A 26,941-nucleotide genomic window follows, 5' to 3' on the forward strand; every position below is an offset into this window, starting at 1 on the left:
CAACCATGGAATTTTGGTTTTCGGAATTTCACACCCCGGATGTGAAGCACAGCATCCGGGTCAACCGGCAGCTCTACTCCAAGCAGAGCGATTACCAGCGCATTGATATTTTTGAGACGCCCGAGTTCGGCCGGGTGCTCACCCTGGACGGCAACGTCATGCTCACCGAGCGGGACGAGTTCATCTACGACGAAATGATCGTCCACGTCCCCATGGCCGTGCACAAAGAGGCCAAGGACATCCTCGTCATTGGTGCCGGCGACGGCGGCGTGGTGCGGGAGCTGACCCGCTATGACCGGGTGGAGCGGATCGACCTGGTGGAGATGGATCCCCAGGTGGTGGAGGCCTGCCGCGCCTACCTGCCCGGCAATGCCTGCCGGATGGATGACCGCCGGGTGCACATTTATTTTGAGAACGCCCTCAAATACATCCGCCGCTGTGAGGAGGAATACGATCTTATCATCGTGGACTCCTCCGATCCGTTCGGCCCCTCTGAGGGCCTGTTCACCCGGGAGTTCTACGGCAGCTGCTTCAACGCCCTGAAAGCGGACGGCATCATGGTCAACCAGCAGGGCAGCCCGTTCTACACGGAGGACGCCAGCGCCATGCAGCGCAGCCATAAGCGCATCGCTTCCACATTCCCGGTCAGCCGGGTGTACCAGGCCCACATTCCCACCTTTGCGGCGGGCTACTGGCTGTTTGGCTTTGCCAGCAAAAAGTACCACCCCATTGACGATCTGGACGCGGACGCCTGGAAAGCGCTCAACATGCGCACCCGTTATTACACCACCCGGCTGCATGTCGGGGCATTCTACCTGCCGGCATTCCTGGAAGAAATGCTGCGGGAAGTGGAGGAACCCAAATGATCTCACCCAATATTGAAACTGTTCTAGGCTGCGACAGCAGCTACCGCGCCGCCGACATCGTGCTCTACGGTGCCCCCTACGATTCCACCACCAGCTACCGCCCCGGTGCCCGGTTCGGCCCCAGCGCCATCCGGCACGAGAGCTATGGCTTGGAAACTTACAGCCCCTACCAGAACGCCGACCTGACCGATTTTGACATCTTTGACAGCGGCGACCTCGAGCTCTGCTTCGGCTCCAGCGAGCTGGCCCTGGGCGACATCGAGGCCCGGGCCGCCGAGATCCTGCAGGACGGCAAGCTCCCCCTGCTGCTGGGCGGTGAGCATCTGGTCACGCTGGGTGCCGTGCGGGCTGCCGTGAAGAAATACCCGGACCTGCACATCGTCCACTTTGACGCCCACGCGGACCTGCGGGACGATTATCTGGGTGCCAAGCTCAGCCACGCCTGTGTCCTCCGCCGCTGCCATGAGCTGGTGGGCGACGGCCATATCCACCAGTTCTGCATCCGGAGCGGGGACCGGGCCGAGTTTGAGTTTGCGGCCCAGCACACCGAGATGCACAAGTTCGATTTCACCGGGCTGGCGGAGCTTTCCGCCGCCCTCTGCGAGAGCAAGGCCCCGGTCTACCTCACCATTGACCTCGACTGCCTCGACCCCTCCTGCTTCCCCGGCACCGGCACCCCCGAAGCCGGCGGCGTGAGCTTTTTGCAGCTGCTGGACGCCATCCGCACGGTGGCCAAGGCCAACATCATCGGAGCCGACCTCAACGAACTGGCCCCCATGCTGGACCCCTCCGGCGTTTCCACCGCCACGGCCTGCAAGGTGCTGCGGGAGCTGCTGATCGCGCTGGACAAGGGCTGGCCCGGCTTCCAGGTCTGAGCAAAAGCATTCTGAACATTCTGATACACCATCAACGACAAAGGAGAATCGTACCATGAGCAAAGTCCTCATCATCGGCTGCGGCGGTGTTGCTTCCGTCGCCATCCACAAGTGCTGCCAGGTGCCGGAAGTCTTTACCGAGATCTGCATCGCCAGCCGGACCAAATCCAAGTGCGATAAGCTGGCGGCAGAGCTGGCGCCCAAAACCACCACCAAGATCACCACGGCACAGGTGGATGCGGACAAGACCGAGGAAGTGATCGCCCTCATCAAGCCTACCAGCCGATCTGGTCATGAACATCGCCCTGCCCTACCAGGACCTGACCATCATGGATGCCTGCCTGGCCTGCGGCGTCAACTACATGGACACCGCCAACTATGAGCCTGAAAACACCGACGACCCCGCCTGGCGCGCCATTTATGAGAAGCGCTGCAAGGAGGCAGGCTTCTCCGCCTACTTCGATTACAGCTGGCAGTGGGCCTATGCCAAAAAGTTTGAGGAGGCAGGCCTCACCGCCCTGCTGGGCAGCGGCTTTGACCCGGGCGTGACCCAGGCTTACTGCGCCTATGCCAAGAAGCACGAGTTCGACACCATCGACACCATTGATATTCTGGACTGCAACGGCGGCGACCACGGCTACGCTTTTGCCACCAACTTCAACCCGGAGATCAACCTGCGGGAGGTCTCCGCCCCCGGCAGCTACTGGGAGAACGGCCACTGGGTGGAGATCCCGGCCATGAGCATCAAGCGGGAGTACAACTTTGACCAGGTGGGCGAGAAAGACATGTATCTGCTCCACCACGAGGAGATCGAGTCTCTGGCCAAGAACATCCCGGAGGCAAAGCGGATCCGCTTCTTCATGACCTTTGGCCAGAGCTACCTCGACCACATGCGCTGCCTGGAAGATGTGGGGATGCTCTCCACCACCCCCATCCAGTTCAATGGCCAGGAGATCGTGCCCATCCAGTTCCTCAAGGCCCTCCTGCCCGACCCCGCCAGCCTGGGTCCCCGCACCAAGGGCAAGACCAACATCGGCTGCATCTTTACCGGCAAAAAGGACGGCAAGGAGAAGACCTATTACATCTACAATGTCTGTGACCATCAGGAGTGCTACAAAGAGGTGGGCAGCCAGGCCATCAGCTACACCACCGGTGTGCCCGCCATGTGCGGTGCCCTCATGCTACTGACCGGCAAGTGGACCACCAAGGGCGTCCACACCGTGGAAGAGTTTGATCCGGACCCCTATCTGGATGCACTGGACAAGTACGGCCTGCCCCGCTCCGAGAGCCACGCCCCGGCTCTGGTGGACTGATGCGCTGCACCGATCCCCGCCCGCCCTTTGCGGGCCTGCACGGCAAAGAGCTGGATGCCCTGCTGGCTGCCCTGCCCACCCCCTGCTACCTGCTGGATGAGGCCCGGCTCCGCCGCAACGGCGAAATTCTGCGGGGCGTCCAGCAGCGGACGGGATGCAAGATCCTGCTGGCGCAGAAAGCGTTCTCCAATTTCGGCTGCTACCCCGTTCTGGCCCCCTATCTGGCGGGCACCGAAGCCAGCGGCCTGTACGAGAGCCGCCTGGGCAAAGAGGAGCTTCCGGAAAAAGAAAACCATGTTTTCTGCGCCGCCTACCGAGCCAATGAGTTTGATGAGCTGCTCCAATATGCAGACCACATCGTCTTCAACTCTCCCCGCCAGCTGGCAAAATTCGGCCCGGCCGCCAAGGCCGCGGGTAAGAGCGTCGGCCTGCGGATCAACCCGGAGTGCTCCACTCAGGAGGGCCACGAAATTTACGACCCCTGCGCGCCGGGCAGCCGCCTGGGCACCACCCGTGCCCAGTGGGATGCCGCCGTGGCCCAGCAGCCCGGCCTCGCCGCCCTGCTGGACGGCCTGCACTTCCACACCCTCTGCGAGCAGGACGCTGATGCCCTGGCTGCCACCCTGCCCGCCGTGGAAAAAGCGTTCGGCGACCTGCTTCCCCAAATGAAATGGGTCAACTTCGGCGGCGGGCACCACATCACCCGCCCCGGCTACGACCTCTCCACGCTGGAGCGCTGCATCACCGAGACACAGCGCAAATACGGCTTGCAGGTCTATCTGGAGCCCGGCGAGGCCTGGGCCCTCAATGCAGGATATCTCCTCACCACCGTGCTGGACACTTCGCGGAATGGCGAGACGTCCCTTGCCATCCTGGACATGTCCGCCGCCTGCCACACGCCGGACGTCATTGAAATGCCATACCGCCCGCCTCTGATGGACGCAGGCGAACCCGGCGAAAAGCCCTGTACCATCCGGCTGGGCGGCCCCACCTGCCTGGCAGGCGATGTCATCGGCGATTACAGCTTTGATGCCCCCCTCACGGAGGGTGACAAGCTGCTCTTTGGTGACATGGCCATCTACACCACCTGCAAGAACAACACGTTCAACGGGATGCCCCTGCCGGACATCTGGGCCCTGCAGGAAGATGGCACCCTCCGGCAGCTGGCTCATTTCGGCTACGGCGATTTCAAGCAGCGGCTCGGCAGCTGCCGCTGACCCTTACACAGCACAAAAGCACTGCTTCGGTTCCTTTCCGGGAACGAAGCAGTGCTTTTTATTGATAGAAAGGTTTGCCAAGCGCCACACTTTCCGTGTGTACAAATCACCTGAGACACTTTATAATAAGAAAAGGCCAACACGCCTTGCCGACCGCCGCTTCCCATACATTTGATTCCTATTATCGCAAGTCAAGAGATCCGTGCAACATTCAAACAGCATATTTGCGATATGCAATTCAACGTTGTTGCTGTTGCATTCAGAAAGCTTCATTGCTAATATATCCGCGTAACAGGCAAAATCTCTTGAAACGCTTCCTCAATAATGTTACAATTGTGCTATATAATGGTATATATTCGGAAAAAGCTGCTGGCAGCAGAACGAGAATGAACTTGCGGTGACATTCCTGAAATCAGCAGAATGAAAATGAAACCGGGATGAGACCGTCCGGGGCGGAGAGGAATTGAAGAAATGAAAAACTCTGGAACGAGCGAAACGCAGCGAGTGTGAACGATCCTTTTGTGACGTGAAAAACAAAGAAAGGTGGAACAAGTGGTTATGACGATTCAGGAATGTTATCAGAAAATGGGGGCTGATTATGAGGATGTGCTCAAGCGGTTGTACAGTGAGAGCATGATCCGTAAATTTGCCCGGATGTTTTTGGACGATGACAGTTATCCAAAGCTGGAGGACGCTCTCAAGAAAGAAAATGTAGAGGAAGCATTCCGCGCGGCACACACGCTCAAAGGTGTATGCCAAAACCTTGGTTTTACCAATCTCTATCAGCCTGCTTATGAGCTGACCGAGGTGCTGCGCGCGGGCACACTGGAAGGCTCCAAGGAATGGTTTGACCGTGTGACAGAACAGTACAACATCACGATCGACGCGATCCGCGCGGTGCAGTAACGCAGGCTGCCCAAGAGGTATCAGGAGAAGGAATCGATGAAAACAAAAACATTGCGCCGCCTTGTTTCGGTGCTTGCGGCACTGGTGATGGCGGTCTCCCTGCTGGCCGGATGCGGCACAAAAACCGCAGAACAGGTACAGGAGCAGGAGGATGCCCAGACCATCCAAGTGTATCTGTGGAGCACCAGCCTGTACGAAACCTATGCGCCTTATGTCCAGTCCCAGCTGCCGGACGTGAACATTGAGTTCATCGTCGGCAACAACGATCTGGATTTTTACAAATTTTTGCAGGAGAACGGCGGTCTGCCGGATATCATCACCTGCTGCCGCTTCTCGCTGCACGATGCGGCTCCCTTGAAAGACAGCCTGATGAACCTTGCCATGACCAACGAGGCGGGTGCTGTGTACAACACCTACCTCAACAGCTTCAAAAACGAGGATGGCAGCGTGAACTGGCTGCCGGTCTGCGCCGACGCCCACGGCTTTGTGGTCAACCGCAGCCTTTTTGAGCAGTACGATATTCCTCTGCCCACCGATTACGAGAGCTTCGTTTCGGCCTGTCAGGCGTTTGAAAAAGCAGGCATCCGCGGCTTTACCGCCGATTATGCCTACGATTACACCTGCATGGAAACGCTGCAGGGGCTTTCCGCCGCCGAGCTTACTACCACGGCGGGGCGCAAGTGGCGCACTGCCTACAGCGACCCCGCCAACACCGCGCGGGTGGGTCTGGACGACACCGTGTGGCCGGGGGCGTTTGAGCGGATGGAACAGTTCATTCAGGATACGCACCTCACAGCAGACGACCTTGCACAGACTTACGATGCCGTGATGGATCTGTTCCGGAACGGGGAGGTGGCCATGTACTTTGGCAGCTCTGCCGGGGTCAAGATGTTTCAGGACGAGGGCATCGACACGACCTTTTTGCCCTTCTTCAGCCAGAACGGCGAAAAGTGGATCATGACCACCCCCTATTTCCAAGTTGCGTTGAACCGTGATCTGGAGCAGGATACCGCGCGCCGCGAAAAAGCCATGAAAGTGCTGAACGTCATGCTCTCCGAGGAGGCACAGAGCCGCATTATCTCCGATGGACAGGACCTGCTGAGCTACAGCCAGAACGTCCCCCTGCGCATGACCGAGTACATGAAAGACGTGCGCGATGTGGTGGAAGAAAACCACATGTATATCCGCATCGCATCCAACGATTTCTTTGCCGTCTCCAAGGACGTTGTCTCCAAAATGATCGCGGGCGAGTACACGGCAAAACAGGCGTATCGGGCATTCAACACCCGGCTTCTTGCCGAAGAAACGCCTGCCGATGACGAGATCGTGCTGACCTCCGGGAAGAGCTATTCCAACGTGTTCCACGCAAACGGCGGCAATGCCGCTTTCTCTGTTATGGCAAACACGCTGCGGGGCGTTTACGGCACGGATGTGCTGCTTGCCACTGCAAACAGCTTTACCGGCAGTGTGCTGCAGGCAGATTATAATAAGAAAATGGCCGCTTCCATGATCATGCCCAACGGTCTGATGTCCCGCCAGCGCACCATGACCGGCGCGGAGCTGAAAGAGACCGTCCGCGCCTTTGTGGAAGGCTGGGAGGGCGGCTTTGTGCCCTTCAACCGCGGTTCTCTGCCGGTGGTCAGCGGGATTGCCGTGGAGGTAAAAGAGGCAAGCGGCAGCTATACCCTGACCGGCATCACCCGGAACGGGCAGCCGCTGCGGGACGACGACACCGTTACCGTGACCTGCTTGGCAACGGCAAAGCAGATGACACCGCTGCTTGCAGACAAAAGCGGCGCGTTCACGGGCGGAGATCAGCAGGTAAAGAGCACATGGACTGAGTACGTTTCCGGCGGCGGCGCAGCGCTTGCAGAGCCGGAAACTACATAACGTTGAGGTGAGCGGAATGGCAGACGAAAAGCGTAAACCCAAACGGAACTGCCATCCCTGGCAAAAGTGGCTGCCTACCGCTGCCGTAACCCTTCTTCTGGTTTTGCTGGCAGTCGGTTTCGGCACCCGGTACATCTTGTTTGTATCGCAGACCATCTATCAGGAAAGCACCACACATCTGGAAGAAGTGCTGCATAAATCCAATAATATGCTGAAGGAGATGGTGCGCAAAAACCTGACCTATCTGCATCTGTACAACGGCTTTCTGGCAAGCACCTCGGATGAGGCAGAGATCCAGGCGTATATCGAGAAAGCGCAGCAGTCGACCGGATTTGTCGGCTTTTACTTTCTTACCTACGACGGCAACTATATGACGGTGACCGGGGAGACCGGCTACCTTGGCTTACAGACAAATCTGGACGAAAAGCTCTCCAAGGGCGCGGATATCGTTATGAATGCGGCGCTGCCCGGCAAGCCCCAGATGCTGGCTTTCATCTGTCCCGAAACGCAGGGCAGCTACCGGGCTTTGCCTACGATGCCATTGCCATCTCTTATTATAATGACGCGGTGCTGAGATTACTGGACAACTCTGCCTTTGAGGGCAATGCCAGCAACTATGTCATCTACCCGGATGGGCGGGTGGTGATCGACAACTCCGTAAACCGTAAGGAAACGATCTACAACTTCATTGCGATGCTGCGCGACCATTCCGACCTTTCCGAGGCGCAGATCCTGGATCTGTCCAATGCCTTTGCACAGGGCAGCAGCGGAAACATGAAGGTAACGCTGGGCGATACCAGCTATTATCTGGTCTACGAGGGCACGGCGGTCCAGAGCTGGACGATGGTGGGGCTTGTCCCGGTCAGCATCGTCAACGCCAGTCTGGATAAGCTGTGGTTCTATACGATACAGATCGTTGCGGGCATCGTCCTTGGCTTTGCGGTGCTGGTCATCCTGTTGCTCGCGCGCAGAAGCCATGCTACTTTGCGCCGGAAGGACACCGAGATCCGGTACCGGGACGTGCTGTTCCAAAAACTCTCGCTGAACGTGGACGACGTTTTCCTGATGTTGGACGCAGAGACCGCCAAGGTGGATTACGTCAGCCCGAACATTGGCCGTCTGCTGGGCATCCCGTGGAAAGAAGTCCGGCAGGATGCTCGTGTTCTGGCAGCGTTGCACCCGAAGGACTCCCCGGATCGCGATAAAAACTATCTGGAAGGACTTCTCAGCAGGCAGCAGCGCGAATGGGATGATGAGTATGTGCATCTGGAAACCGGGGAGCCGCGCTGGTTCCACATCGTTGCCATGGGCAGCGAGGTGGAGGGCAGAACCAAACACATCCTTGTCATGTCCGACCGCACCGCCGACAGGCAGGTAACTCAGGCGCTTTCGGATGCCGTTGCTGCCGCCGAGACTGCAACCGCGCCAAGAGCACTTTCCTTTCCAATATGTCCCACGACATCCGCACCCCCATGAACGCCATCATCGGTTTTACCACGCTGGCGATCAGCAATATCGACGATAAGGACCGGGTAAAGGACTATCTGACCAAGACCCTTGCATCCAGCAACCATCTGCTCTCCCTCATCAACGATGTGCTGGATATGAGCCGCATCGAAAGCGGAAAGATCCATCTGGAAGAAGTGGAAGTCAACCTTTCGGATGTGCTGCACGACCTGAAAACCATCGTCAGCGGGCAGATCCACGCAAAGCAGCTGGAGCTTTATATGGACGCGATGGATGTGACCGACGAGGATGTCTACTGCGACAAGACCCGGCTGAACCAGATCCTGCTGAACCTGCTGTCCAACGCCATCAAGTTCACCCCGGCGGGCGGCACGGTCTCGGTGCGGGTGCGCCAGCTTGCCGGGCAGGCGCGCGGCTGCGGGCAGTACGAGTTCCGCATCAAGGACAACGGCATCGGCATGAGCCCGGAATTTGCCAAAAGGATCTTTGAGCCGTTCGAGCGGGAGCGCACCTCCACGGTCAGCCGGATCCAAGGCACCGGCCTTGGCATGGCCATCACCAAAAACATCGTGGATATGATGGGCGGCACCATCGAGGTGCAGACAGCGCAGGGCAAGGGCAGCGAGTTTATCGTTCGCGTGCCGCTGCGGGTACAGGCGGAGCACCGCCCGGTGGAAAAGATCACCGAGCTGGAGGGCCTGAAAGCTCTGGTGGTGGACGACGATTTCAACACCTGCGACAGCGTGACAAAGATGCTGGTCAAGGTGGGCATGCGCGCGGAGTGGACCCTTTCCGGCAAGGAAGCGGTGCTGCGCGCGCGGCAGTCCATCGAGATGAGCGATGTCTACCACGCCTATATCATTGACTGGCGGCTGCCGGATATGAACGGCATCGAGGTCACCCGCCAGATCCGCAGCCTGCACGACGATACGCCCATCATCATTCTGACGGCCTATGACTGGTCCGATATTGAGGTGGAGGCAAAGGCTGCCGGTGTGACCGCTTTCTGTTCCAAGCCCATGTTCCTATCCGACCTGCGCGAGACCCTGATGAGTGCCCTCGGCCAGAAACAGACGGATGCGGCGCAGGAGCTTCTGCCCCAAAAAGATGCCGACTTCAAGGGCAGGCACATCCTGCTGGTGGAGGACAACGAGCTGAACCGCGAGATCGCGCAGGAAATTTTACGGGAGTATGGCTTCCGGGTCGATACGGCGGAAAACGGTGCCGTAGCGGTGGAAAAAGTAAGCACCGCCGCGCCGGGCAGCTATGATCTGGTGCTGATGGATGTGCAGATGCCGGTCATGGACGGCTATACCGCCACCCGGCAGATCCGCGCGCTGGAAAACCCTGCTCTGGCCGGGGTCCCGATCCTTGCCATGACCGCCAACGCGTTCGATGAGGACCGCCGCCGCGCCATGGAAAGCGGCATGAACGGTTTTTTGTCCAAACCCATCGTGATCGGCGACCTGGTGCAGGAGCTGCACAAGATCCTGTGAACCAAATGCCTGTCAGGCATCAAAAATAAAGCACCCGCGGCAATTCGCATTCGGAGGTCAAGAACCTCTGCGAAGTTTGCCGCGGGTGTTTTTGCTTTTGTTGGCCGGTGGCCGTCAGGATCTCAGTACCTCTGCAAGGACGTGCAGCAGGTGCGGAATATCCAGCGGCTTTGCAATGTGGCCGTCCATCCCGGCCTTCAAAGCATTCTGACGGTCTTCCTCAAAGGCATTTGCCGTCATTGCAAAGATGGGAATTCCTGCCTTTGCAGCGTCCGGCAGGGCACGGATCTGCCGTGTCGCCTCGTAACCGTCCATCTTGGGCATCTGGATGTCCATTAAGATCAGGTCGTACTGCCCGGGGGCCGCCTGCCTCATCTTCTGGACGGCGATCTCACCATCCTCGGCAGTGTCCACCGCAAAGCCTGCTTCTTTCAGGATCTCCTGGGCAAGCTCACGGTTCAGCGCGTTGTCCTCCACCAGCAAAAGTTTCTTTCCCTTGAGATCGGCGGCATCTGGCTGCGATGGTTCGGGGGCAGGCTCTGCACCGAACGGTTCTGCCAGCACTCTGCGCAGTTCGGAAAGGAACAGCGGCTTTTCGCAGAAAGCGGTCACTCCGGCAGCCTTTGCCTCCACCTCAATATCTGCCCAGTCGTAGGCCGTCAGGATGATGATGGGGCAGCTTTTCCCGATCACCTTGCGGATCTGCCGCACGACCTCGATGCCGTTCATATCGGGGATCAGCCAGTCGATGATGTAGACACTGAACTCGTCGCCCTGCTCCAGGGCGTACCGGGTGCGGATCACCGCTTCCTTGCCGGAGATCGTCCACTCCGGCCGCATCCCGATCTTGGAAAGCATGGTGCTGACGCTCAGGCAGGTGTCGGTATCGTCGTCTGCCACCAACGCGCGCAGCCCTTCCAGCTGCGGGATCTGCTTGGGCTCCACCTTTTGTCCGCTGAGGGCGAAGCAGAGGTCTACGATGAATTCGCTGCCCTTGCCCGGTTCGCTCTCAATGGCGATGGTGCCGCCCATCAAGTCCACAATGTTCTTGGTGATGGACATGCCCAGGCCGGTGCCCTGAATGCCGCTGACGGTGGAGGTTTCTTCCCGGCTGAACGCCTCAAAGATGTGCTTCTGGAACTCTTCGCTCATGCCGATGCCGTTGTCTTTGATGCGGAACTCATAGCAGCCACGGCCTTTGGGCGCACCGTTCTTCTGGGCAATGCGAATGCTGATCATACCGCCTGTGGGAGTGAACTTGATGGCGTTGGACAAAATGTTCAGCAAGATCTGGTTCAGCCGCAGCGGGTCGGTGATGATGTCCTCGTTCTCCACATCCATGGTATCGATGAAAAGCGACAGCCGTTTTGCCGAAACATTGGGTTGAATGATGGAACGCACATCGTGGACGAGGTCCGGCAAGTGCACCGCTTTTTCTTCGATCTTTACTTTTCCGCTCTCGATGCGGCTCATATCCAGCACATCATTGATGAGGGAAAGCAGGTGCTGGCTGGAGGTGGAGATCTTTTTCAGGTAGTCCAGCACCTGTTCCTTATTGTCGATATGGGTCGCAGCCAGCGAGGTGAAGCCAATGATGGCGTTCATGGGGGTGCGGATATCGTGGCTCATATTGAACAGGAACTCCCGCTTGGCACGGTTTGCCGCCCCCTCGTGCTGGAGCGCGATCTCCAGTTTGCGGTTCTGTTCCTCCAGCTGAGCCTGATACTTTTTCTCCTGTTCTTTCTTCTGCTGCTCCATCTCCTGCACGGAGCGTCTGCGCAGCACCCAAAGGATCATTACAAGCAGAATGTAACCGACCAGCGCCGTCAGGATCAACGGAAGCGATTCATGGAAGACCGATTTTTCATCCGTATACGCATAGAGATCAAAGGATCTTCCATGGCAGTACATTCCAAAATAGCAGCCGGAGCCGTTCCAATCGTGGGTATGGGTCAGCGTTTCGGCGGTCCCGGCTTTGCGGATCCCCTGCACCAGCGGACTGTCCGCAACATCCTGCCCGATCAGCTCCGGGCGGTTGGAGGCAATGACCTGATTGTTCTGTACGATGAATAATGTGCCGCTGGTTTCTGCCGGGTAGCCATCCAGTACGCTCTGGATGGACAAGGCCGTTTCCTCCACAAATTCCGCCGGGGTGTACCGGTAGGCAAGCAGGAGCAGCTCTGTACTTTCTGCCCGGTGCGCCGCAACATCCACAACAGAGCCATCTTCCAGCAGGATGCGCTTCACATAGGTCTTTCGCGGGTAAGAGAAACCGTCCAGAACAGCGTCATTTTTCAGCTGGTCGCCAAACCGGTCATAGCCGATGCCGTTGGTCGTGGACTCGCACCGGAGCGTGCCATCCGGTCCCAGAACCGAAATGCCGGTGAGCCAGAGCTTTTCTGCCTGCCTGTTCAGGCACTGCGGGTCGGAAAGGTCGAGTGCGGGGTCCTGTGCCAGCTGATGCACCGATACCGCCGTGCGGCGGAGTGCCTTTGCCGTGATGGTATCGTTGTACTTTTCAAAGCTGGTGGACTGGGATTTGACAAAATCAAGGGTCTGGCAGAAACGTTCCTCCGTTGCGCGCAGTGCCCGCCAACTCGAGAAAAAAACGATGCCGACCATAAAAAGCACGCCGATGATCAGATAGGCTGTCCATATCCTTTTATCCGGGGTGTTTCTGTTTTTACGCGCCAATGGTGTCCACCTCCAGATACTGCGAAGCATGTTCAAGGTATCGGCCAACGATCCGCTCCAGCGTGCCATCCGCGCGCATCTGCGCAAGGGTATCGGTCAGCTGGCTGTCCAGCCCGCGGGTGTCGTTCTTGGCAAAGGCGATGCCCAGCCCGGTGACCAGCAGCGGTTCCTCCAAAATGCGGAAGTCTACGGCATTGTCCTTTCTATATTGCAGGATGCCTGTCTCGTGGGCGGCGATGCCGTCCACATAGCCGCAGGTCAGCATTGCGTACTGCACACTGCGGTTTTCGATGCTGAGCACCTCCACCGTCTGCGGGATGCGCGGGTCGGAGCCGCTGAGAAAGATCTCCTCCGGCTTGCCGGTGCTCTGCACGGCGATGGTCTTCCCGGCAAGGTCGCCGAGTGTCTGGATGCTGCTGTCGGCATCCACCGCAACCACCTGACGGCTCACCATGTAAGGCCCCGCCCAGCGGTATCCCTCTTCGCGTCCATCCATGGAAAAGCAGCCCCAGATGCAGTCGATGGCGCCGCTTTCCACCAGATTTGTTTTCTGCTCCCAGTCGATCGTTTCAAACCGGGCAGCATACCCCATGCGGCGGAACGCCTCGGTGGCGATCTCCACATCGATCCCGGCGGGAATGCCGTCATTGTTCAGATAAATATAGGGCGGATAGGTATCGCTCCCCACAATGATCTGCGGAAGACCGCTCTCCATCGCGTTCGCTCCGCCGCAGGAAGTCAGGCTGCCGACGGCAGCAGATGCCGCCAGCAGCGTGCAGCCGTGCAGAAATGCACGGCGTGAGATTCTGTGTTTCATTCGGGCTTTTTATACTCCTATTTTGATTGCGTCCGCTGCTCAGTTGTATTGCTTTCATTCTTCTTTCAGGTCAGCCTGCACATCCGTCAGGCATTGCAGCAGCAGCGGGTTGAACGCCCCGCACTCGCCGTTCAGGATCATCTGTACGGCTTTTTCGTGGGAGAAGGCTTTTTTGTAGCAGCGTTCACTGGTCAGCGCGTCGTACACATCAGCCAGCGAGACCAGTTGTGCGCTGATGGGAATTTCATCCCCTTTCAGCCCATCCGGGTAGCCGCGCCCATCCCAGCGTTCGTGGTGCCAGCGGGCGATCTCGTAGGCCGTTTGCAGCAGCGGCTGCTCGGCAAAACCATCCAGATCGTGCAGCATCTTGGCTCCCAGCATACTGTGGGTCTGAATGACCTTGAATTCCTCCGGGGTCAGCCTGCCGGGTTTATTGAGGATCTTTTCGTCAATGCCGATCTTACCGATGTCATGCAAAGCGGAGGCCAGCGGGATCATATCCTGCTGTTCCGCGGTGATAGAGTATCTGCTGCTGATCTCCAGCAGACGGTGGAGCAGCGTTTCTGTGATGATACGGATGTGCCGCACATGGGCACCGCTTTCGCCGTTGCGGAACTCTACGATATGGCTCAGAACACCCACCAGCATATCCGTATTGTTTTCACGGGCGCGGATCTGGTCAGAGACCATCTGCACCAGCCGCCGCTGCTTGGCATACAGCTTGATGGTGTTGGTCACGCGGCGGTACACGATACGAGCATCAAAGGGGCGGTTGACATAATCACTCGCGCCCAGTTCATAGGAGCGCCGGATTGCCGCATCAGAGTCCTCGCTGGAGATCATGATGACCGGGGTATCCTCGATGGTGTGGTTGGCATTCATGGCTTTCAGCACTTCAAATCCGTCCATAACGGGCATATTGATGTCCAGCAACACCAGCGCGATGTTCCCGGCCTCCGCCCGCAATTTTTCCATGCATTCCCGTCCGTTTTCTGCTTCCAGGACATGGTAACTACCCCCCAGGATCTCTGTCAGCATCATGCGGTTCATTGCGGAGTCATCCACAAGTAAGATCTGTGACTTGTTCTGCAAAAGTTTTTCCAAAGCCGCCAGGTCATGCCCCGGAACCTCCACCATGACGGCATTCTTGCGGCACTTTGCCTGATACATCAGCCAATCTGCACGGCGCACGATACTTTCCATAGGGTCGGCAATGGTCTGTATCGTTCCGCCGATGCTCAGCGAAATGCGGAAATGCGAATAGCCGGGTACAGATGCCATCTGTGCGGCTGTGTGGATCTGTTCCAGTTTGGTCTGCAAAAAATCTCCCGGAATGCCGGGTAAGACCAGCAGAAACTCGTCTCCTCCGTAACGGATGAGCAGATCCGACTCCCGGATGCAGGACTGAATGGCTTTTGCCGCCGTTTTCAGCGCCATATCCCCGGCGTAATGCCCATAAGTATCGTTGCAGATCTTGAAATCATCCACATCCAGCAGTGCGACACCCTCCGGGCCGATGGCTTTGCGGACGACCTCTTCGTAATAGCGGCGGTTGTAAATTCCTGTCAGCGGGTCCCGATAAAGCTCGTCTCTGAACTGCTGCTCCCGTGCGGCACGCTGCCGGGCTGTTTCGTCCTCCGATACTTTCTGATCTTCGGTCAATTGTTTCAGCTTTTGATTTGCCGCGGCAAGAGCGGCCTGCTGTTGATGAAGTTTTTTCAACAGCTGCTGTTCCCGCGCTTTGTAATATTCCTCGATCTCGGAAAATGTATTCACGTTCTGACCTTCTTCTCCATCATTTACATCATGTCTGTTTCATCTGCGGAAACGTGGTTTTCCACTATTTAATTGGGGGGGTAACGCGGAAGCGTTTCACCGTCTGTTCCAGTGCTGCAATGTCCACGGGCTTGGAGAGATGTGCATCCATGCCGGCTTCCTTGCTCTTTTGCATATCCTCAAGGAAAGCGTTGGCCGTCATGGCAAGGATGGGGATGACCCGGCCCAGCGGGTTTTCGCCATTGCGGATGCGGCGGGTGGCCTCCAAGCCGTCCATCACCGGCATCTGCACGTCCATCAGGATCATGTCATACTCGCCGGGCTTGACATTGGCAAAGGCGTCCACGATCTCCTGACCGTTGGGGCAGATGGTGCAGCTTGCGCCTTTTGTTTCCAGCAGCATTTCCAGAATTTCGGCGTTGATGGCGTTATCCTCGGCGCAGAGGAACTTCATGCCGGACAGGGGCGAAGTTTCTTCCGCTTCCTCCGGCAGGGCCTGCACCTGCTGCGCATGGTCTGCCTCGGCGTCAATGGGAAATTCCAGCACCACCTCAAAGCGGGTGCCTTTGCCGGTGGCGCTTTCCACATTGATAGAGCCGCCCATCAGGTCCACGATGCTCTTGGTGATGGCCATGCCAAGGCCGGTGCCCTGCACCTTGTTGGTGCCGGACTTTTCCTCGCGGGTAAAGGGGTCAAAAAGGGTCTTTTGGTAGTCCTCGCTCATACCGATGCCGTCATCCTGCACCACAAAGCGGTATCGGGCGTAGTGCTCGTTCCGGGGCAGCTCTTCCACCTCAAATCGGATGTGTCCGCCGGTGGGCGTATACTTGACCGCGTTGGAGAGGATGTTCATCAGCACCTGATTCAAGCGGTTGGGGTCGGCCAGCACGTTTTCGTGCTGCAGATGGGTGTTTACCGTAAAGGTCTGGCGGCTCTGGCCTGCCTGCTGGCGGATGATGCTGTCCAGCTGGCTGATCTGTTGGGGCAGATTCATCTTTTCCACATTCAGGGTGGTCTTGCCGCTCTCGATGCGGCTCATATCCAGAATATTGTTGATGATGCCCAGCAACAGCTGGCCGGAGCTTTCCAGCTTGCCCAGATGCTCGGCAAGCTTTTCCGGCTGGTGCAGCTCGTTTTTCATCAGAGTGGTAATGCCGATGATGGCGTTCATGGGGGTGCGGATATCGTGGGACATATTGGAGAGGAAGTCCGTCTTGGCTTTGCTGGCACGCTCGGCGGATTGCAGCGCCTCCGCGGCAGCATCCTGCGCCCGCCGCATCTCGTCGTTTGCCTGCGTCAGCTGGATGTTATACTGCTCCAGACGGAGGTTCGTCTCTTTTTCAGCCCGCAGCTCCCGCTGCTGCTTTTCCCGCAGGAGGAACCAGCCAACGAGAACTGCCATGATCGAGAACACCACGGCAAAGCCTATCATGCTGGCCGTGACGAGACTGACCAGCTTCTGCGTATTCACGGCCACATATTCTGCCGGAACAAGGAACGCCAGCGTCCACTGGGCGTTTTCCATCTGCTTCAGGGCGTAGAAATACTCGGTCCCGTCCAGCACGGCGTTGGAATAACAGGAGCCTGTGCGGGCAAACCGCTCCTTTGCTGCTGCAAAGGAAGAACCGTGCAGATAGGACATCTGGGAGAGCACGGTGTATACGTTGTGCCCCTTCAGCAGCTCGGTATCATTGGCGTTGAACAGCTTGAAGCCATCGTTGTCCAGCACATAGACGCTGTTGTTATTTTCGTAGGCGTCGCAGCGGAAATAATCGTTCAGCTGGGTCATGCACTGGGAGGTGCCGAAGTAGCGCAGGGTGATCTCGCCGATCTCGCTTTGCAGTGTGATGGGGGTGGAGAGCTGGTTCAGGAACACCATCCGGGAATCATCCACGGTCAGCGAGTTGGCAACGTAGCTGACCCGCTGCGGTGCGCTTTCCAGATAGGTCATTCCCCGCAGCAGCCCCATGCGGCCATGCTCGGTATAATAATGTCCGGCAGAGTCCACGGCAATCAATTCGACCTGTTTTTCATGGTAATTGGAAAGCTCCGACAGCTTTTTCAGATAGCGGTAGAGATCGGTATCGGTCTCCAGCGGGGTGTAGTATAAATAATTGCATTGTACATCCACCTCGTTCCAGTGGTTGTCGATCACATCCTCCAGACTGCGGAACATCTGGTGGGTGACCTCTTCCATCTGGCTCAGCCGCTCGTGGTAGACAAGGTTCTGGATGTAGGTCTGGCTCATGGCAAAAAGGTTCAGGAGCAACACGATGATGACAAAGCCGAAGCCCACAAACAGCTTTTTATAGATTTTGTTGTTCACATCCAGTATCTCCTGTCCGTTTGATTCAACTCCATGCGGTGTCTGCCCGGCTGATGGTGGTGTATGCGCCAAAGAAAGTTTTTGCGGCATCCATGCCCACCACGCCGCTGTCTGTGACGGTTGCCTCTGCCGCCAGCTGGTCGCTCACACCGCAGATGGCAACCTGATAAGTCTTGCCCGCCTCCGGCTGCACTGGGCTTACCAGCACATAGGGATAGCCCTTGCCGTTGCCGTAGGCATCGTAACCAGAAGCCAGCAGTTCGCTGATCTGCTGCCCGGTCAGGGCAACGGTCTGGATGGTGCGGTTCCAGCCGGTGGGCAGGATGACCGAAAGGTCGTAATCCGTAATGCCCTTGGCGTACAGCTTGGCGGCTACGCCGTGGTGGTTCTGTTCGGGCGGGTTGCCGGGGATCCAGGTGCTCAGCGAGACCAGCGCAAGGTCGCTGCCGGTAGCCTGTGCAAAGCAGCGGCCCACCAGCATGGCGCAGTCCTGCTGCGAAAGCTCCTCCGTAACGGTAGTGATGACATCCGGGGTGTTGTTCACCACACTGTCCTGATCCTCGTCCAGCTGACGGATGACATCCTCCATGGTGGCGTTGCCCTTGATAAAGTCCAGCATTTTAAGGCCGGTGGTCACGACGGTGTTTTCCCAGCCGGAGTAGATAAAGGGCGCGGTGTTGCCCGCATTCAGGGCATCGGCGATGTCGGCATAGTAGGTGCCGTCCGCTTTTGCACCCTTGAAAGGCAGCAGGCTGCTTTTCAGCACCGTTGCGGGCTGCAGAGCGCTGGTGCCTGCAACGGTGGAAAGCACACGCATCACCTTGAGCGCGTCTTCCAGCTTCTGGGGGCTCTGTTTCAGCTTTTTGTTCAGACCATAGAAGCGGTTCACATTCAGCACAAAAACGTTCTGGGTGCCGTCCTCGGAAAGATACGGCATCAGGCCGAATTGATCGGCGTTGTCGTCTGCCTCCACGATGCCGTTGGTGCCGCCCATCAGAAACAGGGTGTTGCCCTCGGCCATCCTCTGCCGGGTCACATTGTCGTCAAGAGCATCGCCGGAGTCGTTCAGCATCCCGATGTCCTTCCACTTCTGGACGTATGCCATTGCCTGCATCATGCCGGGGGTGTTGCTGACGTTTGCCTTGCCGGAAAGATAATCCTTCTGCCACAGTCTGCCGTCCAGTGTGCCAAGGAAATCGGCATCTGCAATGTTGCACAGATACTGGAAACCGTAGCCCGGATACTGGATCTGCGGCAGGCAGAGATCGACCCCGGCTTCCTTGGCTTTTGCAGCCAGCACTTCCAGTTCAGCGAAAGAATTGGGCAGTTCCCAGCCGTATTTCTTCAGCAGGGTCTTGTTGTAGGTGATGCCGTAGCAGTTGTAGGTCGAGGGCAGCAGGTAGATGGCACCGTTGTCGAACACGTCCTGCAGACGGGACTCCACATAGTTATCCGTAAAATCGTAGCCGGAAAGGTCCAGCAGTTTGTCGGAGACCAAATCGAGCCGGGGGTCGTAGTAGGTCAAGGTGCAGACGTCCGGCAGGTCGCCTGCCGCAAACATGTTCTGCAGGCAGGTGGTGGTGTTATCGCCGCTGTAGGGCACGACTTCAACGTTCACTTCCGGGTAAACGCTGTGCACCTGCTCAATAAAGGCTTCTATCTCCTTATAAGGTGCCATAAAGGTGATGGCCTCGTGCGCATCGTCCGTTTTGCTTTCAGCCTTACTGCCGCCGCAGGCGGTCAGCGCTGCCGTGGCAGCTGCAACGCCGCAAGCCTGCAAAAAGGAGCGGCGGGAGATCTTTTTCATCATATAAATATACTTTCCTCACATTTTCGGAGGCAATACTGCATGAATCCAATGGGGTGCAGTGCTGCCTTGATTTTGGTGATTCTTACACACCCCACAGGAATCCCCATGCTTGCGGCCTGTCCACACTGATTTTGTGCGGATTCTTCTATAAAAGGCATTGTTACTATTTTATCATCGTGTGAAAAGCGTTTCAAGCTAATTGGGGATTTCTTGCAATAATTTGCATGAAAAATAGGGAGGAAATCTGAGCTGTTTGGAGGCATGTCAGCCCTGGCGCGGCGTAAAACAGAAGAAAATGAATTTATAATAATAGTAGGTGCGTCCGGTAGCACTGGTTCCGCTTTCGCCAAACATCAGCGCACCGCACTTGCCGCAGAACAGCTTAGTGGTCAGCAGATATTCCTCGTCTGCCTTGCCACAGGCAGGGGCACGCTTGTTCTTATGCAACGTTCGATTGACACAGATTGAGTTATCGGCAGATACAGCAAACACAACGGGCAGCTCTGGTAACAGAGCCGCCCGTTGTGTTCGTTTATGAAAAGGAGAACTTAGATCTCATACCACTTGATCTCGTTGGCATCCAGATGCAGAGCAAAGCTGCTGCCGCCGGTGGTGTAAACGGTGGTATCCTGCGGCTCGTAGGTGTTGTTCACCACGCAGTACTTGCCGTTCTTGACGTAGGCGTGAACTTCTACATTATAATTGGAGCTGAACCATGTATGCAGTTCCTCCTCGCTGTGAGCGCTCCACAGGATGGCCCGGTACAGGGTGCGGCTGTTGGCAAAGCTGTAGGGCACGCCGCTGATGTACACGGCGCGGCCCTTGCCATAATCGTGGGCCGCCATCTGCACTTCCTTGTTCCGCTGCACCAGCACCTCGGTGCCTTCCAGCGCGTAGATGTTCTTTTTGCCCTCGCCAAAGTCGATGGGCTGGTCCGCATCCTGCAGAATGAAATGGTCCGGGTGTTCTTCCCAGTTGTACTTGTCGTAGTTGAGGGTGAAGCCGTTTTCTTCCTCCACGCCCAGCACGCTGGCAAGCTGGAGAATGTGGCCCTGATACGGGTGACCGGAAGGCTCACCCACGCCGATAAAGCCGCCGCCGTTCCAGACGAACTTGCGGATAGCGGAGGAGATCTCCGGGTCTTCCCACCAGATGCCGCCGGTGTGTGCGGTGTCGGCATCGCCGACATTGATAATGACATCCAACGAATCCAGCAGATGTGGGTCGTTCTTGATATCCTCAAAGCTGATAAACTTCACCTCAAAGGGCGCACCGGACAGCATCTCAATGACACCGGCATAGCTATAGTTCTGCTTGTAATAGAGGGCGTGATGCACCATGTGACAGCCCCAAGCCCGCATTTTACCCCAACAGTTCAGCACGGCCACTCGCTTGACACAGTAGGGTGTGGTGTCCTTGATGTTCTCATACAGTTCGCGGAACTCGTTGCAGACGCTCTCCACGTAGTCCACGAACTCCGGGAACTGCAAGGCCAGTTTCAGGTAGCCGCCGTAGCCGATGCGGTCGATGGGCTTGCGCAGGATAGCGCGGCGTGCGGTGACCCAGTTCTCCTTGGCTTCCCGTACCGGGTCGCCGCCCTCGTGGAAAGTGTCGGGGAAGAAGTACGGCAGGAAACGGCCCTCGGTGTACTTCACGCCCTCAATGTCAGAGATCAGGCGCAGGGTGGAGCCGTTGCCCACGCTGCCCACCACGGCATCCAGACCGATGGTCTTGAACTCCGGCATAAAGGGTTCGGTGCCGATCCAGTGGTCGCCGAGGAACATCATGGCTTCGCACCCGCACGCGTGGGTGATGTCCACCATCTCCTTGGCAAGCTTTGCCACCTCACGGCGCTGGAAAGCCTGAAAATCCCGGAATTCCTTGCTGGGCACCCGGTACTGGTTGTTATAGTAGCCCTGATCGATGATGTACTCCGGGCGGAACTTGTAGCCCACTTCCTGCTCGAACTGGTTGAGGATATAAGGGCTGACCGAAGCAGAGTATCCATACCAGTCCACGAACTTCTCCCGCTTCAGCTCGTCGAAGATCAGGGTGAACTGGTGGAAGAAGGTGGTGTAGCGGATGACGTTCACATAGGGGTGCTCTGCAATGAACTTGCGCAGGCGCTCCATGGAATACTTGTGGGTCTTGGGCTGACGCACGTCAAAGGTGATCTGGTGCTCAAAATTCGTCCAGCCGTTGGTGGTAGCGTTGTACATATGCACCGGGTCCCAGATGAGGTAAGCCAGAAAACTGACGGTATACTCATGGAACGGTACGGCCTGTACGGTCACACTGCCGTCGGCGTAGCTCCACTGCTCCGGCGGCACGGGCTGACCGGTGGTTCGATCCATGACCTCCCACCAGCGGGTGATGTCGTCGTTGGTGTTCACCTGCATCAGCTCCGGGCTGATGCCCTTCATCAGCGGGATGGTCACGGTGTCGCCAGGGGCGGTGTAAAAGCCGGTCATGATGTAGCACTGCTGTACCTCGTCCGGGTTTGCCTTTGCCCATGCGTTGTCCTTGCGGGTGGTATAGTAGGTGGAGTAGATCTTGGCGTCCGCATCCTTGAGCTGCTGCGGGAAGTCGGTGCCGTCGCAGTCGCGGATGGCATCAGCACCCCACTTTTTTAAGATCTCCAGCGTTTCGGGCACAACGTCCAGGTCTGTGGGAATGGTCACGCGCCCGGTCTTTCTCAATTCGTCCATGGGAAACTCTCCTTTACCTCTCTTTGAATCGTAGGGGGTCAATCGTAGGCGGCGTTATACAGCGCCAGCACAGCCAGCAGCAGCGCTACGCCCACCAGCATGATGCCAAGCCCTGCCAGCTGCCCGGTCATTTTCCAGCCGGACACCACCAGCACCAGTGCCAGTACGAACAGCACCAGCATCAGGATCATGCGCAGGGCGGGATGGTTTTTCCAATATGCTTTCATCGTCTGTCACCTTAACCTTTCAGGCCGCCCACGGTCATGCCCTGCGTCAGCTGCCGCTGCACGCAGATGTACAAAATCAGGGTGGGCAGCATTACCAGCACAAGGCCTGCGTACATGGTACCGTACTGGGCGGCGCTCTGCTGCGCCTGCATCAGGTTCAAAAGACCGACCGGCAGGGTGCGAGGTGCCTTGGTGGAGCTCATCAGAGTCATGGAGATGATATACTCGTTCCAGAAGGACAGGAAGTTGAACAGGATGATGGTGATGATGGAGGGCTTTGCCATGGGAAAGATGATGCGGGTCATGGTGGAAAAATAGCTTGCACCGTCGATATAGGCGGCCTCCTCAAAATCGTGGGGCAGGGTGGCAAAGTAGCCCGACAGCAGGTAGATGGTAAAGGGCAGCGCGGTGGCGGCGTATACCACCGCCAGCACCACCAGATTGTTCAGCAGAAAGCCGCTGCCGAAATGGCCTTTCAGCCACACATCGCTGTCCCGCAGCATCAAAAAGATGGGCACCACGATGTAGTTCACGTTGATGAACAGGCCCGCCATGAACAGGGTGTTCAGTACCTTGCGCCCCTTGAAGTGGAAGCGGGACAGGCAGTAGGCGGCGGGCAGGGCAACGACCAGCAGCAGTGCCAGCGCCAGCGCGGTGACGATGACCGAGTTGAGCATATATTCGCCCATTTTCGCGCCGTTCCATGCGTTGACGAAATTCTGCCAGTAGAACCCGGCGGGCAGTGCCCAGGGGTTGCCGTAGAACTCGGCGTTCTGCTTGATGGAGGCCATGAACACCCATGCCACCGGCACGATGATGGTAACGGCCAGCAGAACCAGCACAAAATAGATGAAAAACTTGTACAGACCTTCCGCAGAGCGGGAAGATTTTTCGGTGGTATTCTGCATCTTCTTCCCTCCTTAAAATTCCAGCGTATCGCGGTTGGTGACCTTGTTGACACAGGCGGACAGGGCAAACGAGAACAGGAAGATTACCACGCCGATGGCCATACTGTAACCATACAGGCCAGCGTCTTTCTGGCTGTACATATAGCTCAGCGCCACATCCGATGCGCCGTTGGGCCCGCCGCTGGTCATGGCCTTGACGAAGAGGAAGGCCATGTTGATGGTGGAGATGATAAAGAAGGTGAGGGTGGTGCGGATATTCGTCCAGATGAGGGGGATGGTGATCTGGAAGAACTGGGTCAGCCGCCCGGCACCGTCCAGATTGGCGCTCTCGTACAGGCTGATGGGCACGGCAGACATGGAGGCCATATACATGACCATGTAGTAGCCGATGGCCTGCCACACCATGGCAATGATGATGGAGGGGATGACCAGTTTTTCGCCTTTCCACAGGATGGGGTCGCTCATGTTGCGGAACAGGCCGATGATGCTGTTCAGCATGCCGTTTTCCGGCTTATAGATGGCAGAGAAGATGCCGGAGATGACGACCACCGACAGGATGTTGGGGATGTAGAAGATGATGCGGAAAAAGTTCTGGCCTTTGATCTTCTCCCGGGTGAGGATGGCGGCAAATACCAGTGCAAAGGCGAAGGTGATCAGGGTGACCGTTACCACCAGCAGGATCATATTCTGCATGGAGCGGATGAACTGGGCGTCCCGCAGCAGATGCTGGAAGTTTTTAAGCCCCACAAAGGTCTCGTTGGGAGAATAGGCACCCCGCTCATACAACTCATGCGGAACACGTTAAGGGTGGGCAGGATCATAAAGAGGAAAAACAGGATGGTAGCCGGTGCCACACAGAGGAATACGAACCGTTTGCGGCTTTTATCCGTTCTCATAGGGGATTGACCGCTCCTTTCTTGATGGTACTGTACAGCCCAAAAAGCGGAGGCGGTAAAAACCGCCCCCGCTGGGCAGGGCTTAATTACTCGATGATGTTGGCGCGCATCTGGTCGCTGGCGGACTTGATGCCGTCGATCCACTGCTGCTCGGTCATGCTGCCGGACACCAGAGAGTTGACAGGGTCGAAGAACACGGTGCGCACTTCCACGCCGGGGATGGCGCTGAAAGCTGCAAAGTTGCCCATGGCGGCCTTTGCGCCGTTGTCGTAGATGGAGTAGAACATCTTGTTGTCGCCTTCCAGACTGTCGGCGATGCCCAGCACAGGCTGGATCGCACCGCTCTCGGCGAACAGCTTGCAGGCTTCGTCACTATACAGGTACGCCACGAACTGCTTGGCTGCATCCAGATGCTCAGCACCCGCCGGGATCCATGCCTGCTCGAACCAGGTGTAGCTGTAGCTGTCGCCGCCGGCCTTGACAGCGGGCAGAGCGGTCATGCCCCACTCAAAGCCGTCTGCACGGGGTGCTTCGGCCATCTCGCCCACGATCCAGGTGCCGTTGGGCATAAACAGGGCCTTGTTGTCCAGCACCAGCTGCTGGTTCTGGGTAAAGTCCTGATCGTTGGCCTGTGCGGGGGTGATGGGGTTGGTGTAGGAAGCCAGCTTTGCCACGATATCAAAGCAGGTCTTTGCTTCGGGGGTGTCCCAGATGCCTTCTTCGTAGTGGGTAGCCTTGTTGAAGAAGTCGGGGCCGCCTGCGGCGTACATCAGTGCGTAGAAGAAAGCGTCGAAGTAGCCGGTGGTGGGGTAGGTGAACAGATAGGTGCCCTCGGCAGCAGCTTTATCACCCAATGCCCACATCTCGTCCCAAGTAGTAGGCACATCCCAGCCCTTTTCTTTCAGGAAACCGGCATTGTAGAACAGGCCGCAGGGGCTGTAGAACATGGGGGCCAGATAGGTCTTGCCGTCGCCGTAGGGGTTGGTCAGGGAGGTGTCGGTAAAGCCGCCGGCGATCTTCTCGCTCACCTTCTTGCTCTCGCCGGGCACGGTCATGCTCAGCACATCGGTGATGTCGGCGATCAGGTTGCCCTTGATAAACTGCTCGGTCAGGGCAGCTTCACGGCCGGTGGCCAGATGGACCACGTCGGGGTAGTCGCCGCCCTGCATGGAGGGGCCGATGACGTCCTCCAGCTTTTTGTCGGTGGTCAGGTCCACCTTGATGCCGGTCTGGGCGGTAAAGGCCTCGGTGACCTTCTTCCACATCTCAGCGCCATAGCCGGTCTCGATGGCAGCGACCTTGATGGTGACGTCCGCAGCCACTGCGGAAGAAGCAGCGGCAGAAGATGCCGCGCTGGATGCGGTGGAGCTGGCAGCACCACCGCAGGCGGCCAGGCCCAGTGCAGCGGCACCCACGCCAGCCACTTTCAGAAAATTGCGACGAGAAATGCGTTTCATAGTGTATCCTCCATCATAAAATTCCGTTCAAAACACAGCCGGGGCAAACAGGCTTCGTCCGAAGGGGCTGTGGTTTTTTCTGGTTCCAATATAGAGGTTTTCACGGTTTGCAACAAGGTCTTTGTTGTTTCGTTTTTTAGAAATATTGCTTTTCAGAAATTTCTTTCAGCAAAAGCAATAAAATTTGTACTGTGATTTTGGTACATTCTCCCCGCTTGTAACCAGTTTGACATATTTTTGCACTCTATCAAAGGCAAAAGTATTGATCCTATCCAAAAATCAGGGCTTGCATTTTTTCTTCATTGCCTCTATAATGAGAAAAAACGCACGAAGCAGCGCATCGTTTTTAGGCTTGTATTTTTAGTATCTTGCTTTTATTTTTATAGTTTTTGCGTTTTGCCTCAAAAGGAGCCATTTATGAGTACCGAGCGATTTGATATCCGCCATGCTCCCGCTCCACGGGAATCCTTCCGGCTGCTGTACATCAGCAAAAGCAAATTTGGCGGCGATTGGAACAGCACTGCCCACACCCATTCCTGCACCGAGCTGTTCTACTGCCTGAGCGGAGAAGGTCAGTTTTATTTGAGCGGTCAGCTTTATCCGGTCAAGCCGGATGATATGGTCATCGTCAACCCACAGGTAGAGCATACCGAGTTGAGCCTGAATGCTTCACCGCTGGAATACGTTGTGCTGGGCGTTGCTGGCATCGAGATCTTATTTGGAAAATCAGATTCTTCCTACGCCATCTTCAACTGCCGGGAAAATCGGGAGCGGATGGTGACGCTGCTGCACATGTTGCTGGCCGAAGCAGACCGCAGTCTGGACGGCTGCGAAACGGTCTGTCAGGATCTGCTGGAAGTGTTGCTCATCTGGCTGGTGCGGTGTACCACGCTTTCTTTGCAGGTGGAAGAAACGCCCCGCTCCGACAGCCGGGAGTGTGTGGAGATCAAGCGGTATCTGGACAGCAACTACCGGGAAGATATCTCGCTGGATACCCTTGCCGAAATCGCCCACATCAACAAATACTATCTGGCCCATACCTTCCAAAAAGAGTATGGCATCTCTCCCATCACCTATCTGAACCGCCGCCGCATTGAGGAAAGCAAGTATATGCTGGGCAACACCGGTTACAGTCTGGCGCAGATCAGCGAGTTGATGGGCTTTTCCTCTCCCAGCTATTTTTCCCAATGCTTCCGCAAGGCGGAAGGCTTGACCCCCAATGAATACCGCCGTCAGGTGCGGCAGGGACAACGCCCTGCCCCGTCAAAACGGCATGAAGTATAACGAAAACG

16 protein-coding genes and 4 pseudogenes are annotated in these 26,941 nt (G+C 57.0%); 9 read left to right on the top strand and 11 right to left on the bottom strand.

The annotated features are described in order from the left end of the window. Positions 1-5: 5 nt before the first annotated feature. The 8 genes and pseudogenes from speE to DXA70_RS15200 form a co-directional block, all read left to right on the top strand. Positions 6-866, top strand: coding sequence for a polyamine aminopropyltransferase (gene speE, locus DXA70_RS01300; RefSeq protein WP_112114590.1), 861 nt, complete (start codon positions 6-8; stop codon positions 864-866). Beyond that, the gene (gene speB / locus DXA70_RS01305) at positions 863-1,741 is read left to right on the top strand and encodes an agmatinase (protein ID WP_128117377.1); all 879 of its coding nucleotides are present in this window, start codon (positions 863-865) and stop codon (positions 1,739-1,741) included. Before speE ends, speB begins: the two co-directional genes overlap by 4 nt. A gap of 55 nt (positions 1,742-1,796) precedes the next feature. After that, positions 1,797-3,054, top strand: a pseudogene (locus DXA70_RS01310) (saccharopine dehydrogenase family protein). Continuing rightward, the gene (nspC, locus tag DXA70_RS01315; protein ID WP_128117378.1) at positions 3,054-4,271 is read left to right on the top strand and encodes a carboxynorspermidine decarboxylase; all 1,218 of its coding nucleotides are present in this window, start codon (positions 3,054-3,056) and stop codon (positions 4,269-4,271) included. Before DXA70_RS01310 ends, nspC begins: the two are co-directional and overlap by 1 nt. Positions 4,272-4,829: 558 nt before the next feature. Continuing rightward, a complete protein-coding gene (locus DXA70_RS01320; RefSeq protein WP_128117379.1) occupies positions 4,830-5,177 on the top strand; it encodes an Hpt domain-containing protein in 348 nt (115 codons plus the stop codon). Positions 5,178-5,213: 36 nt separating this feature from the next. Continuing rightward, a complete protein-coding gene (locus DXA70_RS01325; protein ID WP_128117380.1) occupies positions 5,214-7,067 on the top strand; it encodes an ABC transporter substrate-binding protein in 1,854 nt (617 codons plus the stop codon). Between the two features lie 16 nt (positions 7,068-7,083). After that, the gene (locus DXA70_RS15195) at positions 7,084-7,641 is read left to right on the top strand and encodes a hypothetical protein (RefSeq protein WP_347553452.1); all 558 of its coding nucleotides are present in this window, start codon (positions 7,084-7,086) and stop codon (positions 7,639-7,641) included. Between the two features lie 833 nt (positions 7,642-8,474). Continuing rightward, a pseudogene (locus DXA70_RS15200) lies at positions 8,475-10,030 on the top strand (response regulator); the annotation flags it as partial. 114 nt (positions 10,031-10,144) lie between these two features. Here DXA70_RS15200 and DXA70_RS01335 read toward each other — a convergent pair. The 11 genes and pseudogenes from DXA70_RS01335 to DXA70_RS01385 all read right to left on the bottom strand — a co-directional run bounded on the left by DXA70_RS01335 (position 10,145) and on the right by DXA70_RS01385 (position 25,649). Continuing rightward, positions 10,145-12,652, bottom strand: a complete 2,508-nt coding sequence (locus tag DXA70_RS01335; RefSeq protein ID WP_243000942.1) for a response regulator — start codon at positions 12,650-12,652, stop codon at positions 10,145-10,147. A 61-nt stretch (positions 12,653-12,713) separates the two neighbouring features. Next, positions 12,714-13,541 (bottom strand): transporter substrate-binding domain-containing protein, encoded by an 828-nt coding sequence (locus DXA70_RS01340; protein WP_128117382.1) that lies wholly within the window; start codon positions 13,539-13,541, stop codon positions 12,714-12,716. A gap of 54 nt (positions 13,542-13,595) precedes the next feature. Beyond that, positions 13,596-15,317: a diguanylate cyclase gene (locus DXA70_RS01345; RefSeq protein WP_128117383.1), complete on the bottom strand. Its 1,722-nt coding sequence runs from the start codon at positions 15,315-15,317 to the stop codon at positions 13,596-13,598. A gap of 64 nt (positions 15,318-15,381) precedes the next feature. After that, positions 15,382-17,643, bottom strand: coding sequence for an ATP-binding protein (locus DXA70_RS01350; RefSeq protein WP_128117384.1), 2,262 nt, complete (start codon positions 17,641-17,643; stop codon positions 15,382-15,384). Positions 17,644-17,668: 25 nt separating this feature from the next. Continuing rightward, the gene (locus tag DXA70_RS01355) at positions 17,669-19,453 is read right to left on the bottom strand and encodes an extracellular solute-binding protein (RefSeq protein ID WP_128117385.1); all 1,785 of its coding nucleotides are present in this window, start codon (positions 19,451-19,453) and stop codon (positions 17,669-17,671) included. A gap of 300 nt (positions 19,454-19,753) precedes the next feature. Further along, positions 19,754-19,966 (bottom strand): annotated as a pseudogene (locus DXA70_RS01360) (zinc ribbon domain-containing protein); the annotation flags it as partial. A gap of 35 nt (positions 19,967-20,001) precedes the next feature. Further along, positions 20,002-22,161: a 1,3-beta-galactosyl-N-acetylhexosamine phosphorylase gene (gene gnpA, locus DXA70_RS01365; RefSeq protein WP_128117386.1), complete on the bottom strand. Its 2,160-nt coding sequence runs from the start codon at positions 22,159-22,161 to the stop codon at positions 20,002-20,004. Positions 22,162-22,199: 38 nt separating this feature from the next. Further along, positions 22,200-22,388 (bottom strand): hypothetical protein, encoded by a 189-nt coding sequence (locus DXA70_RS01370; protein WP_005926920.1) that lies wholly within the window; start codon positions 22,386-22,388, stop codon positions 22,200-22,202. Between the two features lie 11 nt (positions 22,389-22,399). Beyond that, on the bottom strand, positions 22,400-23,296 hold the full coding sequence (locus DXA70_RS01375) for a carbohydrate ABC transporter permease (protein ID WP_097780001.1): 897 nt from the start codon (positions 23,294-23,296) through the stop codon (positions 22,400-22,402). A gap of 12 nt (positions 23,297-23,308) precedes the next feature. Beyond that, positions 23,309-24,192: pseudogene (locus tag DXA70_RS01380) on the bottom strand (sugar ABC transporter permease). A gap of 86 nt (positions 24,193-24,278) precedes the next feature. Then, positions 24,279-25,649 (bottom strand): carbohydrate ABC transporter substrate-binding protein, encoded by a 1,371-nt coding sequence (locus DXA70_RS01385; RefSeq protein WP_128117387.1) that lies wholly within the window; start codon positions 25,647-25,649, stop codon positions 24,279-24,281. 417 nt (positions 25,650-26,066) lie between these two features. On the opposite strand from DXA70_RS01385, the gene DXA70_RS01390 reads away from it, so the two are divergent. Beyond that, entirely contained in the window at positions 26,067-26,933 is an 867-nt protein-coding gene (locus DXA70_RS01390) for an AraC family transcriptional regulator (RefSeq protein WP_128117388.1), read from the top strand. Positions 26,934-26,941 lie beyond the last annotated feature (8 nt).

Origin of the sequence: Faecalibacterium sp. OF04-11AC (assembly GCF_003460645.1) — a bacterium.
Classification (GTDB): Bacteria; Bacillota; Clostridia; order Oscillospirales; family Ruminococcaceae; genus Faecalibacterium; species Faecalibacterium prausnitzii_I.

What these genes read in the sequence shown, in the direction of transcription:
- speE (WP_112114590.1), top strand. Translation starts at nt 6, where the DNA reads ATGGAATTTTGGTTTTCGGAATTTCACACCCCGGATGTGAAGCACAGC.
- speB (WP_128117377.1), top strand. Translation starts at nt 863, where the DNA reads ATGATCTCACCCAATATTGAAACTGTTCTAGGCTGCGACAGCAGCTAC.
- nspC (WP_128117378.1), top strand. Translation starts at nt 3,054, where the DNA reads ATGCGCTGCACCGATCCCCGCCCGCCCTTTGCGGGCCTGCACGGCAAA.
- DXA70_RS01320 (WP_128117379.1), top strand. Translation starts at nt 4,830, where the DNA reads ATGACGATTCAGGAATGTTATCAGAAAATGGGGGCTGATTATGAGGAT.
- DXA70_RS01325 (WP_128117380.1), top strand. Translation starts at nt 5,214, where the DNA reads ATGAAAACAAAAACATTGCGCCGCCTTGTTTCGGTGCTTGCGGCACTG.
- DXA70_RS15195 (WP_347553452.1), top strand. Translation starts at nt 7,084, where the DNA reads ATGGCAGACGAAAAGCGTAAACCCAAACGGAACTGCCATCCCTGGCAA.
- DXA70_RS01335 (WP_243000942.1), bottom strand. Translation starts at nt 12,652, where the DNA reads ATGGTCGGCATCGTTTTTTTCTCGAGTTGGCGGGCACTGCGCGCAACG.
- DXA70_RS01340 (WP_128117382.1), bottom strand. Translation starts at nt 13,541, where the DNA reads ATGAAACACAGAATCTCACGCCGTGCATTTCTGCACGGCTGCACGCTG.
- DXA70_RS01355 (WP_128117385.1), bottom strand. Translation starts at nt 19,453, where the DNA reads ATGATGAAAAAGATCTCCCGCCGCTCCTTTTTGCAGGCTTGCGGCGTT.
- gnpA (WP_128117386.1), bottom strand. Translation starts at nt 22,161, where the DNA reads ATGGACGAATTGAGAAAGACCGGGCGCGTGACCATTCCCACAGACCTG.
- DXA70_RS01370 (WP_005926920.1), bottom strand. Translation starts at nt 22,388, where the DNA reads ATGAAAGCATATTGGAAAAACCATCCCGCCCTGCGCATGATCCTGATG.
- DXA70_RS01375 (WP_097780001.1), bottom strand. Translation starts at nt 23,296, where the DNA reads ATGCAGAATACCACCGAAAAATCTTCCCGCTCTGCGGAAGGTCTGTAC.
- DXA70_RS01385 (WP_128117387.1), bottom strand. Translation starts at nt 25,649, where the DNA reads ATGAAACGCATTTCTCGTCGCAATTTTCTGAAAGTGGCTGGCGTGGGT.
- DXA70_RS01390 (WP_128117388.1), top strand. Translation starts at nt 26,067, where the DNA reads ATGAGTACCGAGCGATTTGATATCCGCCATGCTCCCGCTCCACGGGAA.